Origin of the sequence: Halopseudomonas pachastrellae (genome assembly GCF_900114765.1) — a bacterium.
GTDB lineage: Bacteria > Pseudomonadota > Gammaproteobacteria > Pseudomonadales > Pseudomonadaceae > Halopseudomonas > Halopseudomonas pachastrellae.
In genome coordinates, this window is sequence record NZ_FOUD01000002.1 from 66,630 (window position 1) to 80,796 (window position 14,167).

At 60.9% G+C, this 14,167-nt stretch carries 16 protein-coding genes; 1 reads left to right on the forward strand and 15 read right to left on the reverse strand.

Going from position 1 to position 14,167, the window contains the following annotated elements; all coding sequences use genetic code 11:
• Positions 1 to 87: 87 nt before the first annotated feature.
• The 5 genes from tadA to BM116_RS02015 form a co-directional block, all read right to left on the reverse strand.
• Complete coding sequence (gene tadA, locus BM116_RS01995) at positions 88 to 540, reverse strand: tRNA adenosine(34) deaminase TadA (protein WP_235846670.1); 453 nt, start codon at positions 538 to 540, stop codon at positions 88 to 90.
• Between the two features lie 28 nt (positions 541 to 568).
• Positions 569 to 2,476, reverse strand: a complete 1,908-nt coding sequence (gene cysN, locus BM116_RS02000; protein ID WP_083729061.1) for a sulfate adenylyltransferase subunit CysN — start codon at positions 2,474 to 2,476, stop codon at positions 569 to 571.
• A gap of 64 nt (positions 2,477 to 2,540) precedes the next feature.
• The gene (locus BM116_RS02005) at positions 2,541 to 2,906 is read right to left on the reverse strand and encodes a four helix bundle protein (protein ID WP_083729063.1); all 366 of its coding nucleotides are present in this window, start codon (positions 2,904 to 2,906) and stop codon (positions 2,541 to 2,543) included.
• Positions 2,907 to 2,972: 66 nt separating this feature from the next.
• A complete protein-coding gene (gene cysD, locus BM116_RS02010) occupies positions 2,973 to 3,875 on the reverse strand; it encodes a sulfate adenylyltransferase subunit CysD (RefSeq protein WP_083729065.1) in 903 nt (300 codons plus the stop codon).
• Positions 3,876 to 4,181: 306 nt separating this feature from the next.
• Positions 4,182 to 4,940, reverse strand: a complete 759-nt coding sequence (locus BM116_RS02015; protein ID WP_083728930.1) for a Nif3-like dinuclear metal center hexameric protein — start codon at positions 4,938 to 4,940, stop codon at positions 4,182 to 4,184.
• 181 nt (positions 4,941 to 5,121) lie between these two features.
• Here BM116_RS02015 and BM116_RS02020 point away from each other — a divergent pair, with 181 nt between their 5' ends.
• Entirely contained in the window at positions 5,122 to 6,228 is a 1,107-nt protein-coding gene (locus tag BM116_RS02020) for a S1C family serine protease (RefSeq protein ID WP_083728932.1), read from the forward strand.
• A gap of 18 nt (positions 6,229 to 6,246) precedes the next feature.
• Here BM116_RS02020 and hisC read toward each other — a convergent pair whose 3' ends face one another.
• From hisC to BM116_RS02070, 10 genes are all read right to left on the reverse strand, one after another.
• Positions 6,247 to 7,302, reverse strand: a complete 1,056-nt coding sequence (hisC, locus tag BM116_RS02025) for a histidinol-phosphate transaminase (protein ID WP_083728934.1) — start codon at positions 7,300 to 7,302, stop codon at positions 6,247 to 6,249.
• Positions 7,303 to 7,420: 118 nt separating this feature from the next.
• On the reverse strand, positions 7,421 to 8,731 hold the full coding sequence (hisD, locus tag BM116_RS02030; protein WP_083728936.1) for a histidinol dehydrogenase: 1,311 nt from the start codon (positions 8,729 to 8,731) through the stop codon (positions 7,421 to 7,423).
• A 44-nt stretch (positions 8,732 to 8,775) separates the two neighbouring features.
• Positions 8,776 to 9,417, reverse strand: coding sequence for an ATP phosphoribosyltransferase (gene hisG / locus BM116_RS02035; RefSeq protein WP_083728938.1), 642 nt, complete (start codon positions 9,415 to 9,417; stop codon positions 8,776 to 8,778).
• A gap of 12 nt (positions 9,418 to 9,429) precedes the next feature.
• Positions 9,430 to 10,695 carry a UDP-N-acetylglucosamine 1-carboxyvinyltransferase gene (gene murA / locus BM116_RS02040; RefSeq protein WP_083728940.1) on the reverse strand — a complete coding sequence of 422 codons (1,266 nt, stop codon included), beginning with the start codon at positions 10,693 to 10,695 and terminating at the stop codon, positions 9,430 to 9,432.
• A 21-nt stretch (positions 10,696 to 10,716) separates the two neighbouring features.
• Positions 10,717 to 10,956, reverse strand: coding sequence for a BolA family protein (locus BM116_RS02045; RefSeq protein ID WP_083728942.1), 240 nt, complete (start codon positions 10,954 to 10,956; stop codon positions 10,717 to 10,719).
• A gap of 51 nt (positions 10,957 to 11,007) precedes the next feature.
• Positions 11,008 to 11,325 carry an STAS domain-containing protein gene (locus BM116_RS02050; protein ID WP_235846671.1) on the reverse strand — a complete coding sequence of 106 codons (318 nt, stop codon included), beginning with the start codon at positions 11,323 to 11,325 and terminating at the stop codon, positions 11,008 to 11,010.
• Entirely contained in the window at positions 11,322 to 11,963 is a 642-nt protein-coding gene (locus BM116_RS02055; protein WP_083728944.1) for an MlaC/ttg2D family ABC transporter substrate-binding protein, read from the reverse strand. Before BM116_RS02055 ends, BM116_RS02050 begins: the two co-directional genes overlap by 4 nt.
• A gap of 30 nt (positions 11,964 to 11,993) precedes the next feature.
• Positions 11,994 to 12,458 carry an outer membrane lipid asymmetry maintenance protein MlaD gene (gene mlaD / locus BM116_RS02060; protein ID WP_083728946.1) on the reverse strand — a complete coding sequence of 155 codons (465 nt, stop codon included), beginning with the start codon at positions 12,456 to 12,458 and terminating at the stop codon, positions 11,994 to 11,996.
• Between the two features lie 18 nt (positions 12,459 to 12,476).
• Positions 12,477 to 13,256 carry a lipid asymmetry maintenance ABC transporter permease subunit MlaE gene (mlaE, locus tag BM116_RS02065; protein ID WP_407920296.1) on the reverse strand — a complete coding sequence of 260 codons (780 nt, stop codon included), beginning with the start codon at positions 13,254 to 13,256 and terminating at the stop codon, positions 12,477 to 12,479.
• Positions 13,253 to 14,071, reverse strand: a complete 819-nt coding sequence (locus tag BM116_RS02070) for an ATP-binding cassette domain-containing protein (RefSeq protein WP_083728950.1) — start codon at positions 14,069 to 14,071, stop codon at positions 13,253 to 13,255. Before BM116_RS02070 ends, mlaE begins: the two co-directional genes overlap by 4 nt.
• Positions 14,072 to 14,167: the final 96 nt, after the last annotated feature.

Here is a 14,167-nt window from a genome sequence, read left to right on the forward strand (position 1 = left end):
TCGAAGACTTGATCTACCTCTCCGAGCCAATAAAAAACCCGCGCGATTCCACACCGCACGGGTTTTGCTTGCAGCTTGCCGCTACACTCAACGCCTCTCCCTAAAAAACCCAGATAACAACGCCCCACACTCCTCGGCCAATACCCCGCCCTCCACCTGCACCCGGTGATTCATCCAGGGCTGGTCCAGGACTTGGCTGCGGCTGGCGACGGCGCCGGAGCGGGGTTCGCTGGCGCCGTAGACCAGACGCCCGATACGGCTGTGGATCAGCAGGCCGGAGCACATGGTGCAGGGTTCAAGGGTGACGTACAGGGTGGTGCCGGGCAGGCGGTAGTTCTTCAAGGCCGTTGCGGCCTGGCGAATGGCGACCATCTCGGCATGGGCGCTGGGGTCGAGACTGGTGATCGGCTGGTTGAACCCTTCGCCAATCACCTTGCCATCTTGCACCAGCACGGCGCCCACCGGGACTTCGCCCCGCTCGGCCGCCAGCCGCGCCTGCGCCAGCGCCAGCCGCATGAAGTCGATGTCAGCTGGCGTCATGGCGTGTCCTTCTCAACAGGCAGGCAGATCAGATCAGCTTGCGCTCGCGCAGCAGACCAACCACTTTCTCGACGCAGCCTTCCAGATCCAGCTCGGCGGTGTTGAGCACCAGATCAGCATCGCTCGGCGCCTCATACGGGAACGAGATGCCCGGAATGGTGCCTTCGACATTGGCCGCGTAGATGCCAGAGGGGTCACGCTGCTGACAGACATCCAGCGGCGTATCCAGGTGCACCAGCAGGCAGCGGTTGCCGAGGATATGACGCGCAGTCGCGCGGCTTTCTTCGGTCGGTGCGACAAAGGCACCAATGGCAATCAGACCCGCTTCGTTCATCTGGCGAGCGATGCGCGCGCCCTTGTGCAGGTTCTCGGCACGGCCGGCGGCATCCATGGCCAGGCCTTTGCTCAGATCCTGACGCATGACCTTGCCATCCAGCACGTAGCAGGCACGGCCACCGTCGAACAGCTTGCGCTCCAGAGCGTAGGCGATGCTGCTCTTGCCGGAGCCGGACAGACCGGTGAACAGCAGGGTCACGGGCTCCTGACCAAAGCGCTCGGCGCGCTCCTGCGGCGTGACGTGAGCAAAACGGCCGTGCTGGCTGCCGCTGCTGTTCTGGTTGCCCTGGGCCTTGGCGACGATCATGCCTGCGCCTACGGTGCCGTTGGTCATGCGGTCGATGACGATAAAGGCGCCGGAGGTGTGGTTGCTCTGATAGTCATCAAAGGCAATCGGACGCTCCAGGGCGACCTGTACACGGCCGATTTCGTTCAGCGCCAGCTCGGCAGCAGGCTGCTGCTCCAGCGTGTTGACGTCGATACGGTGCTGAATACGGGTAAAGGATGCCGGGCTGTAGCTGGTGGCACGCTTGATGTCGTATTTGCGGCCAGGCTGCATCGGCTGCTCGGCCATCCACACCAAGGTCGCCTCAAACTGATCGCCGATCAGCGGCAGGTTATCGGCGTGGCACAGCATGTCGCCACGGGAGATATCGATCTCGTCTTCCAGCGTCAGGGTAACCGCCTGACCTGGGCCTGCCTCCTCCAGCTCGCCGTCAAAGGTGACGATGGATTTGACGCGACTGCCCTTGCCCGACGGCAGTACGGTCAGCTCGTCGCCCTTACGCACAACGCCAGAGGCGATGGTGCCGGCAAAGCCGCGGAAGTTCAGGTTGGGGCGGGTAACCAGCTGCACCGGGAAGCGCAGATCGGTGGTATTGCGGTCGCTGGCGATCTCGACGGTCTCGAGGATCTCCATCAGCGAGGGGCCGGTGTACCACGGGCTGCGCTCGCTGTGGTTGACCACGTTGTCGCCTTTCAGCGCCGACATGGGCACAAACTGCACCTTGTCGCCGTCCAGCAGATCCAGGCCCTTGGCAAACTGCAGGTAGTCCTCGCGGATCTTGTCAAAGACGGTCTGATCAAAGTCCATCAGGTCCATCTTGTTGACCGCAACCACGATGTGCTTGATGCCCAGCAGGGATGCAATAAAGCTGTGACGCTTGGTCTGGGTCTGCACGCCGTAACGGGCGTCAATCAGGATGATCGCCAGGTCACAGGTAGAAGCACCGGTCGCCATGTTACGGGTGTACTGCTCATGGCCGGGGGTATCGGCGATGATGAACTTGCGCTTGGCGGTCGAGAAGTAGCGGTAGGCTACGTCGATGGTAATACCCTGCTCACGCTCAGCCTGCAGGCCATCCACCAACAGCGCCAGATCCACCTCTTCGCCAGTGGTACCCGACTTCTTGGAGTCACGGGTGATGGCTTCCATGTGATCTTCATAGATCATCTTGGAGTCATGCAGCAAACGCCCGATCAAGGTGCTCTTGCCGTCATCGACGTTGCCGCAGGTCAGAAAGCGCAGCAGTTCCTTGCGTTCGTGCTGGGCCAGGTAAGCCAGGATGTCCTGGCTGATCAGATCGGATTGGTGAGACATAGCCTGTTCTCAACTTTGTAAGGCTGGAAGCTTGAAGCTTGAAGCTTGAAGCAAACCCAGTCGTTTATTTCGCTTTATCCACCGCAGCCTGAGCGCGGATAGTGTTAATCAAACTGGCGAGCATAGCGGCAATTTCGCGCGTCTCTTTGACTGCCGGCACGGCAAACGCCGCCTCGAGCAAATCAGCTTCTCGACCAATATAAAGCTGGGTGCGCAACTCTGCGCACGCCCCCTTGGCAATCAGCAAAAAGCGAACCTTGTCGCGAGCCCCGGTGCGGCTCATGCCTTCGGCGATATTGCTCGGGATCGACAGCCCTGAGCGCGTTATCTGGTCTCGAAAGCTCCAGTCCCTATGACCAGCCATCGCTTTATACAGATTGGCTGACAAGCGAGCTGAGCGGCGCCACACCTCAAGTTTTTCAAAGTCCACGCAACCTCCATGCTGCTTTCAGCTTAAAGCTTCCTGCTTCAAGCTAGGGTTACTTCTAGCCTGCGGCTAGAAATAACCTTGCCTCTTCTTCTCCTCCATCGACCCGGCCGAGTCGTGGTCGATGACGCGGCCCTGGCGCTCGGAGGTGCGGGTGAGCAGCATTTCCTGGATGATTTCCGGCAGGGTGGCGGCGCTGGATTCGACGGCGCCGGTCAGCGGGTAGCAGCCCAGGGTACGGAAGCGCACCATCTTCATTTCTGGCGTCTTGCCGTCCAGCGGCATACGGTCGTCGTCGACCATGATCTGCGAGCCGTTGTACTCGACTACCGGACGCTCAGCTGCGAAGTACAGCGGCACAATCGGGATGCTTTCCAGGTAGATGTATTGCCAGATGTCCAGCTCGGTCCAGTTGGACAACGGGAACACGCGGATGCTTTCGCCCTTGTGAACCTTGCCGTTGTAGATGTTCCACAGCTCCGGGCGCTGGTTTTTCGGGTCCCAGCGGTGGTGCTTGTCGCGGAAGGAGTAAACACGCTCTTTAGCGCGGGACTTCTCTTCGTCACGGCGGGCGCCGCCAAAGGCTGCGTCAAACCCGTACTTGTCCAGTGCCTGCTTCAGGCCCTGGGTTTTCATCACGTCGGTGTGCACCGCGCTGCCGTGGGTGAAGGGGTTGATACCCTGCGCCACGCCTTCCGGGTTCTTGTGTACCAGCAGATCAAGGTCCATCTCCTTGACCATCTTTTCGCGGAACTCGTACATCGCCTGAAACTTCCAGCCGGTGTCCACGTGCAGCACCGGGAACGGCAAACGGCCCGGGTAGAAGGCCTTGCGCGCCAGGTGCAGCATGACTGCGGAGTCTTTACCGATCGAATAGAGCATGACCGGGTTCTGGAACTCGGCCGCCACTTCACGAATGATGTGAATGCTTTCGGCTTCCAGTTGTTTCAGGTGAGTCAGTTTTTCCAGCATGGTGTACTCGCGTTGAATGGGTAACGGCCCTGCGGCCCAATTCGACTGCCGCGCATTGTATCAAAGGCTATTTTTTATAATAAGCAGCCGATCAAGAACCATCGGCTATAAGCATATAAAAAACAAGCTGGAAGCTGGAAGCTGGAAGCTGGAAGCTGGAAGCTGGAAGCTGGAAGCTGGAAGCTTAATCAGGATGAATCCGTCTCAATGCCTGTCAAGCTGAAGCTTCCGGAATATAAATAAAAAGCCAATACCCGCGACAGCTCGGACTGCTTCAAGCTTCCAGCTTCAGGCCTCCAGCCTATTTCACACCGGATTATCGATGTCGATAAACTGATGCTCGATGCCAAAGGTGGCCGCCAGGTGTTCGCCGAGCGCTTTGGCGCCGTAGCGTTCGGTGGCATGGTGGCCGGCGGCGTAGAAGTGGATGCCGTTTTCGCGGGCGGCGTGCACGGTGGGCTCGGACACTTCGCCGGTGATGAAGGCATCGACGCCCAGCGCAACAGCCTTGTCGATATAGCCCTGGGCGGCGCCGGTGCACCAGGCGATGCGTTTGACCGGGCGGTCGTGGCCGGCAATAAACAGCGGTTCGCGTTGCAGGCGCTCAGCTAGCTGCGCGGCCAGGGCTTCACCGTTGCAGGGCTCCGGCAGCTCGCCGCTGAGCCCCACGGAGCGCGGGTTGTGCGGCTCCAGGCCGCCGCTGATCTGCCAGCCCATCAGCTTTGCCAGCTGCACGTTATTGCCCAGCTCGGCGTGCACATCAAGCGGCAGGTGGTAGGCCATAAGGTTGATGTCGCTCTGCAGCAGGGCCTTCAAGCGGCGCTGCTTGATACCCACCACAGCCGCAGCCTCGCCGCGCCAGAAGTAACCATGATGCACCAGCAGCAGGTCAGCCTCGGCCGCTACCGCCGCGTCCACCAGCGTCTGACTGGCGGTCACGCCACTGACGATACGGCGTATCTCGCGGCTACCTTCTACCTGCAGGCCGTTGGGGCAATAGTCCTGAAAGCTGTCGCTGTCGAGCAGTTCATTGCAGTAGCGCAGCAGCGTGTCGCGTTCGACCATGGGGGCCTCCAGTTGGACGGGTAATGAGCGGCTCATTGTCCGGTGTCCGACGAGCGGTTACAAGGCGGGGGTGATCGACCACCGCAGTGCGTACCACAACCCTGCATTATCTGTCCCGAGTCCGTATAATGCCGCAGGATTCGGCCCTGAGCGGCCAGCACAGACGACGGGCAGGATTTTCATGAAAGAACTGTTACGCACTATGGGTTGGCCTGTGGTCTGCGGCATCCTGATGGCCGTATTGATCATTCAACAGTTCCCTGAATGGCTTGGCCTGCCGGCGCACGACATTGTGCTTCGCGAGGTATCAGAACCCCGCTCGAACATGGGCCTGGTGTCCTACAGCCGCGGCGTAGAGCGCGCCTCCCCCGCCGTTGCCAACATTTACACCAGCAAGGCTGCCGATGGTGCAATGCGCGACTACTCCGACAGCCTCAGCAGCCCCAACCCGACGCAGTCCAGCCTGGGCTCGGCGGTGATCCTCAACCCCGAAGGCTACCTACTGACCAACAACCACGTGATTGCCGGCGCGGATGAAATTCAGGTAGCACTCAAAGACGGCCGTGAAGCCCTGGCCACGGTGATTGGCGCCGACCCGGAAACCGATCTGGCGGTGCTCAAGATCGACCTGCCCAACCTGCCCTCCATCACCATCGACTCGCGCGACCAGCAGCGCATTGGTGACGTGGTTATGGCCATCGGTAACCCCTTTGGCCTTGGGCAAACCGTGACCATGGGCATTATCAGCGCCACTGGCCGCAACCAGTTGGGGCTCAATACCTATGAAGACTTTATTCAGACCGATGCGGCGATTAACCAGGGCAACTCCGGCGGCGCGCTGATTGACGCCGAGGGCAACCTGATCGGCATCAACACGGCCATCTTTTCCCAGGCTGGCGCTGCGCAAGGCATCGGCTTTGCGATTCCGGTGCAGCTGGCGGTTGAGGTGATGCAGGCGATCATTCAGCACGGCCATGTCATTCGCGGCTGGCTGGGTGTGGCGGTTCAACCGATGACGCCGGAGCTCGCGGAGTCTTTCGGGCTGGACGTCAGCCAGGGCATTGTGGTGACCAGCCTATACCGTAACGGCCCGGCCTGGAACGCGGGCCTGCTGCCCGGCGATGTGATCCTGCGTATCAATGACCAGCCGACCACCAGCGGCCGGCAAGCCATGAATCAGGTGGCGCGCGCCAAGCCGGGTGACAGCATTGAACTGGAGGTGCTGCGCAGCGGCCAGCCAGTCAACCTGAAGGCCGAAGTGGCCGTACGCCCGTCCTTCCAGAACTGACGGGCGCAGCAAAGCTGCTTAGAGCACCTCGTCCAGAGCCGCCAGTAATGCCTTGTTCTGCGCCTCGGTGCCAATGGTGATACGCAAAAACTGATCGATACGCGGCAGACGGAAGTGCCGCACGATGACCCGTCGCTCACGCAGCCCCTGGGCCAGTTCGGCAGCATCGCGCTGGGTGTGACGCGCGAACACGAAGTTGGCCTGCGACGGCAGCACCTCGAACCCACGCTCGGTGAGCGCCTCGGCCAGACTCTCGCGGCTGCGCATGACCGCCTGACGCGTCTGGTTGAACCAGCTCTGATCCTGAAACGCCGCAACCGCACCGACAATCGCCAGGCGATCCAGCGGGTAGGAGTTGAAGCTGTTCTTGATGCGCTCCAGCGCCTCGATCAGGTCCGCATGCCCGACTGCCAGCCCCACACGCAGGCCGGCCAGCGAGCGAGACTTGGACAGGGTCTGGGTGACCAGCAGGTTGGGATAACGGTCGACCAGGGTGATGGCCGTTTCGGCGCCAAAATCGACATAGGCCTCATCAACCACCACAACCGAATCCGGATTGGCATCGAGGATCTGCTCGATCTGCTCCAGCCCCAGCGCGACACCGGTCGGTGCGTTCGGGTTGGGGAAGATGATGCCGCCATTGGCCTTGCGGTAGTCCGCCGGGTCGATGCTGAAATCGTCACGCAGCGGCTGCGGAGCGGCCTCGATACCGTACAGGCCGCAGTACACCGGGTAGAAGCTGTAGGTAATGTCCGGGTACAGCACCGGCCGACCATGCTGGAACAACCCGTGAAAGATGTGCGCCAGCACCTCATCCGAGCCGTTACCAACAAAAACCTGCGCGGTGTCCACGCCGTAGTAACTGGCAATCTCGTCTTTCAGCGCATCGGCATTGGGCGCCGGATACAGACGCAGGCTGTCATTGAGTTCCGTCTGAATGGCATCCACCACCCGCGGCGACGGTCCATAGGGGTTCTCGTTGGTATTGAGCTTGACCAGGTTCTCGACCTTGGGCTGCTCACCCGGCACATAGGGCACCAGGTCGTTGACAAAGGGACTCCAGAAACGACTCACGGAAAATCCTCATAAATGAGGCTTGAAGCTTGAAGCTTGAAGCTTGAAGCTTGAAGCAGTCCCTGCGGTACGGGGCTGCACTAGCAACTTCCAGCTTCCAGCTTTCGACTTCCAGCTATCAGGGTTTGATTCGGTATTCCGCGCTGCGCGCGTGGGCAGTCAGGCTTTCGCCGCGGGCCAGCACTGATGCGGTTTTGCCCAGTTCGGACGCGCCGTCCGGTGAGCAGAAGATCAGCGATGAGCGCTTCTGGAAATCATAGACTCCCAGCGGCGACGAGAAGCGTGCGGTGCCGGAGGTCGGCAGTACGTGGTTGGGGCCTGCGCAGTAGTCGCCCAGCGCTTCCGGAGTATAGCGCCCCATGAAGATGGCGCCGGCGTGGCGTACCTGTGGCAGCAGGGCTTCCGGGTCTGCGACCGACAACTCCAGGTGCTCCGGGGCAATGCGGTTGGTCAGCACACAGGCCTGCTCCAGGTCGTCCACCTTGATCAGCGCGCCGCGGGTTTCCAGCGACACACGCACAATGGCGTCACGCTCAAGGTCGCCGATCAGACGATTGAGGCTGGCTTCCACAGCGTCGAGAAACGCGGCATCAGGCGAGAGCAGAATGGATTGGGCGTCTTCGTCGTGCTCGGCCTGGGAGAACAGGTCCATGGCAATCCAGTCCGGATCGGTCTGGCCGTCACACACCACCAGAATTTCGGACGGGCCGGCAATCATGTCGATGCCCACCTGACCGAACACCGCGCGCTTGGCGGTGGCAACATAGATGTTGCCGGGGCCGACGATTTTATCGACCTGCGGCACGCTTTCAGTGCCGTAGGCCAACGCCGCGACAGCCTGCGCGCCGCCGATGGTAAACACGTGGTCAACACCGGCCAGACAGGCCGCGGCCAACACCAGTTCGTTGATTTCACCACGCGGGGTCGGCACCACCATGACCACTTCCGGCACGCCTGCAACCTTGGCCGGAATCGCATTCATCAGTACCGAAGACGGGTAAGAGGCCTTGCCGCCCGGCACATACAAACCGACGCGATCCAGCGGCGTGATCTGCTGACCCAGCAAGGTGCCATCGGCCTCGGTGTAGCGCCAGGAGTCCTGACGCTGGTGTTCGTGGTAGCTGCGCACCCGTTCGGCGGCAACGGACAGAGCCTCGCGCTGCTCTGGGGTAATACGCTCGAGCGCCAGTTCGAGGCGCGCACGGTCGAGAATCAGGCCGGCCATGCTGTCCACAGACAGGCCGTCAAAACGCTCGGTGTACTCAACCAGCGCCGCGTCGCCGTTGGCGCGCACGGCGGCAATGATTTCTTCAACGCGGTCATTGACCGCCTTGTCGGACACGCCTTCCCAGGCCAGCAAGGCATCCAGATGCTCGGCAAAATCGCTCTGATTGGCGTTCAGACGGGCGATTTTCAACGGCGTACTCATAGGGATACCTTCACGGAAACAGGGAAACGGGGGTCGGATCAGACTCAAGCACTGCGGCGTTCAACAGCCTCGGCCAGCAGATCGATCAGGCTCTTGATACGCGCATGCTTCATCTTCATCGAAGCCTTGTTAACGATCAAGCGCGAACTGATGTGTGCGATCAGTTCCTGCGGCTCCAGACCATTGGCTTTGAGCGTATTGCCGGTGTCGACCACATCGATGATCTTGTCGGCCAGGCCCACCAGCGGAGCTAGCTCCATGGAGCCGTACAGCTTGATGACGTCGACCTGACGGCCCTGCTCGGCATAATAGCGGCGCGCAACGTTTACGAACTTGGTTGCCACTTTCAGGCGCCCAGCCGGCTCCGGCGCATCCACCGGGCCCGCAGTCATCAGCTTGCAGTTGGCAATTTTCAGGTCCAGCGGCTCGTACAGGCCCTGACTGCCATACTCCATCAGCACGTCCTTGCCGGCCACACCCAGATCGGCGGCGCCATGCTCGACATAGGTCGGCACATCGGTGGCGCGCACAATCAGCAGGCGGACGTTCGGGTCGGTGGTCGGAAAAATCAGCTTGCGGCTCTTTTCCAGATCCTCGGTCGGCTCGATCCCGGCCTCTTTGAGCAGCGGCAGGGTATCGTCAAGGATGCGCCCCTTGGACAGGGCAATGGTCAGGGTCTGGCTCATGAGAACTCTCTGTTAGGCCGGGACCCGGCGGATGATTCCACCCAGGGCCTGCAGCTTTTCTTCAATACATTCGTAACCGCGATCAATGTGGTAGATGCGATCCACCATGGTATCGCCTTCTGCCACCAGGCCGGCGATCACCAAGCTGGCCGAGGCACGCAGGTCGGTAGCCATTACCGGCGCGGCCTTCAGTTTCTCAACACCGGTCACCACCGCAGTGTTACCTTCCACCAGAATACGCGCGCCCATGCGGTTCATTTCCTGAACGTGCATAAAGCGGTTTTCAAAGATGGTTTCAATCACGGTACCGGTGCCTTCAGCAACCGCGTTCATGGCAACAAACTGCGCCTGCATGTCGGTCGGAAAGGCCGGATACGGAGCGGTTTTCAGGTTGACCGCACGCGGGCGGTTGCCCTTCATGTCCAGCTCGATCCAGTTTTTGCCAGCGTCGATGTACGCCCCCGCCTCTTCCAGCTTGAGCAGCACCGAGTCGAGAATACCGGCGTCGGTACCCTTGAGCTTGACGCGGCCACGGGTGGCGGCCGCAGCCACCAGGAAGGTACCGGTTTCGATGCGATCGGGCATGACCGAGTAGCGTGCCCCGTGCAGACGCTCAACACCGTGCACGGTGATGGTGTCGGTGCCGTGCCCGCTGATCTGCGCGCCCATGGCAATCAGGCATTCAGCCAGATCAACCACTTCAGGCTCACGCGCGGCGTTTTCAATGACAGATTTGCCCTTGGCCAGGGTGGCGGCCATCAGGATGTTCTCGGTACCGGTCACACTCACGGTATCGAACAGGAAGTGCGCACCGCGCAAACCGCCTTCCGGCGCCTTGGCCTTGATATAGCCGCCATCCACGGTGATGGTTGCACCCATGGCTTCAAGCCCGCGGATATGCAGATCAACCGGGCGCGAGCCGATGGCGCAGCCGCCGGGCAATGCCACTTCGGCTTCACCAAAATGCGCCACCATCGGACCCAGCACCAGAATCGAGGCGCGCATGGTCTTCACCAGCTCATAGGGTGCAACCAGGGTGGTGATGCGGGTGGGGTCTACCTCGACGCCCAGGCGCTCATCAATGACCGGCAACACGCCCATGCGACCGAACAGTTCGATCATGGTGGTGATGTCGTGCAGATGCGGCAGGTTGGAGATGGTGACAGGCTCATCCGCCAGCAGCGTGGCAGCGAGGATCGGCAGAGCCGAGTTCTTGGCTCCGGAAATCCAGATTTCCCCGTCCAGGCGATTGCCGCCGGTGATGATCAGTTTGTCCATTTGCGGTACGTACTCCAGACCTCAGGCGCGCGACGCCCAGGCCTCTTGGGTGTAGAACTTCATGGTAACGGCGTGGATACGACCGTCGGCAATGTAGGGGTTGAGCAGTGCATAGACCTGCTGCTGACGCTTGACCGGCGACAGTGCCGCCAGCGAGTCGCTGATCAGGTTGAGCTGAAAGTTGCAGCCCTCGCCTTCAACCTCGACCTGGGTATCGGTCAGGCTGGTTTCGATCAGCGTTTTGACTTCGGTAGATTGCATCTTACTAGGTACTCCTTGCGGCCTGGCGCGCATGCGCCAAGCCCTGTTCGATTAGGTTGGCGCCTGGGCGCCTTGCTGCAGCCAGTCTTCCAGGCCGCAGACCTGCGCCATGCTCTGCAAACCCGCCGGCAGCGAGCGTACCTGCAGCGAGCGCCCGGCGCGCTGCGCCTGCTCGGCGGCGCGCAACAGCAGCGACAACGCGACGCTGTTGGCCTGGGTTACCTGGGCAAAATCCAACACCAGCGGGCCCTGACCACGCCCGGCGGCGTCCAGCAGTTGCTCGCGCAGCGCCGGCGCGCTGGCAAAGTCCAGCTCACCGGACAGCAGTACAACGCCTTCGGCATCGACCTGCAGAGTCGCCTGGCTCACCGCTCGGTCTCTTGCTTGACGGTCTCACGGGACTGGGCAACAACGCTGCCCCAGTTGTCGATCACCGCATCCAGATCATTGCGATGGGTTTTCATCGCCTGGGCAAACTGGTCACGGAACAGCAGACCAATGTTGATACCTTCAACGATCACGTTGCGCACCTTCCACTGCTCGCCCACCAGCGACATGGTATAGGTAGCAGAATAGACCTGACCATCGCCGGCCTTGACCTGCATATCCACACTGGCGCGATCCGGGCGCGGCTCGCGGTTGTTGGCCGGCAGCACGGTGATTTCACCACTCTGGAAGTCCAGCAGGGCATTGCCGTAGAACTGCACCATACTGCGCTTGAAGGTGTCGATAAAACGCTGCATCTGCTCGTCGGTGGCGCTGCGGCTGTAGCGCACAGTCATCACGCTGCGCGCGATGCCATCAAAATCGACGACCGGCTCCAGCACCTCGTTCAGCCCCTGGGTGAAGGCTTCGACATCATTACGGTAGGTTTCACGGTTGGCGTCCAGCACCGCCATGACCTTGTTGGACGTATCCTCGACAATGTCCTGAGGGGTGGCATTGGCGTGCGCCAGCGCAGGCAGCAACAGGCCCATGGCAGCAATGAAACGGATAAATGAACGCATAACTTGTCTCTCCTGAAAGGCCGACCGGGATCAGTCGTCCTTGCTTACCGTATTGAGCAGGAACCGTCCGATCAGTTCCTCCAGCACCAATGCCGACTGGGTGTCGTAAAGCTCGCTGCCGTCAACCAGCAGGTCGTCATCGCCACCAACCGAGATGCCGACATACTTCTCGCCCAGCAACCCGGCGGTCAGGATTGAGGCGGTGCTGTCGGCCGGCAGGGTGTCGACCTTGCTGTCGATCGCCAGATCAACCCGCGCGCTGTAGCGGTTCTTGTCGAAACTGATGGCCGTCACCTGACCAATGGTCACGCCCGACATGGTGACCTTGGCACGCGGAGTGAGGCCTGCCACATTATCGAAGTAGGCATGCACGCTGTAGGTGCTGCCGGTGCTGGTGGCCGTCAGACCGCTGACACGCACCGCCAATACCGCCAGCGCAAGCAGGCCGGCAAGAATAAAGACGCCGACAATCAGTTCCAGGTTACGGGTACGCATGACAGGTTCCTTGGCTAATCAAAACATCAGTGCAGTCAGAATAAAGTCCAGCCCCAGCACGGCCAGCGAGGCATAGACCACGGTTCGCGTGGTAGCCCGGCTGATGCCCTCGGAGGTTGGCTCACAGTCGTAACCCTGGAACACGGCGATCCAGGTCACAACAAAGGCAAAGACCACGGCCTTGATCAGGCCGTTGAACACATCTTCAGAGAACTCGACGGAGTTCTGCATGTTCGACCAGTAGGAGCCGGAGTACACACCCAACCAGTCGACCGCGACCATCGCGCCGCCCCAGATGCCCACCACGCAGAACACCATGGCCAGCAGTGGCATGGAAATAAAGCCCGCCCACAGGCGCGGCGCAATCACGTATTTGAGGGGGTCGACGCCGATCATTTCCATGCTCGACAACTGCTCGGTGGCCTTCATCAGGCCGATCTCGGCAGTCAGCGCAGAACCGGCCCGACCGGCAAACAGCAGCGCGGTCACCACCGGCCCCAGCTCACGCAGCAGGGTCAGCGCCACCATCTGGCCAACCGCCTGCTCCGAGCCGTAGCCCACCAGAATGTTGTATCCCTGCAGCGCCAGCACCATGCCGATAAACAGGCCCGACACCACAATAATGGCCAACGACAGCACACCGACGGCGTGCAGCTGCTTGACCAGCAGCGCCCAGCCGTTGCCAAAGCGCGCACGCCCGAACAGCACATTGACCAGAAACAGGCCCGAACGGCCGAGCGCGGCCAGCGTATCCAGACCTGCCCGTCCGAGCAGTACCACCCTGTCGACCAGGCTCACGCGTCTTTCTCCGTCTGCATCAAATCCTGCACATAGTCCTGCGCCGGATAATGGAATGGCACCGGCCCGTCGGGCTCGCCCTGCATGAACTGGCGAATACGCGGGTTATCGGAGTTCATCAGTTCATCCGGCGTGCCCTGCCCCAACACCTGGCCGTCACCCACCACAAACAGGTAGTCGGCAATGCTGGCGGTCTCGGCCAGATCGTGGGATACCACGATACTGGTCAGCCCCATTGCGTCGTTGAGCAAGCGGATCAGGCGCACCAGCACGCCCATGGAAATCGGGTCCTGCCCGACGAAGGGCTCGTCGTACATCATCAGCGCCGGGTCCAGGGCGATGGCACGGGCCAGCGCCACGCGTCGTTTCATACCGCCGGACAGCTCATCCGGCATCAGCTTGCGCGCACCGCGCAGCCCAACGGCCTGCAGTTTCAGCAACACAATGTCACGAATCATGTCCTCGGGCAGGTCGGTGTGCACCCGCAGAGGGAAGGCAACGTTCTCGAAAACGTCCAGATCGGTAAACAGGGCACCACTTTGAAACAGCATGCCCATGTGCTGACGCGCGGCGAACAATTGCTCACGCCCCAGCTCGGGAATGTTCTGACCATTGACCCAGATCGACCCGCTGTCGGGGCGCAGCTGAGCGCCGATCAAACGCAACAAGGTGGTCTTGCCGCAGCCTGAAGGGCCCATGATACCGGTCACCTTGCCACGTGGAATGCGAATATCCACGTTATCGAAAATCACCCGGCTACCGCGCCGAAAGGTAATATTCCGCAGGTCAACTATATAATCGGACGCGTCATTCATGGGATGCCTGGGCCTTTAACGGTCATGCCCAGTCCTAGGGCAAAATCAAGCCGCGTAATATAGCAGAGCGCCGAGGGCAGCCCAAGCCACGAATAA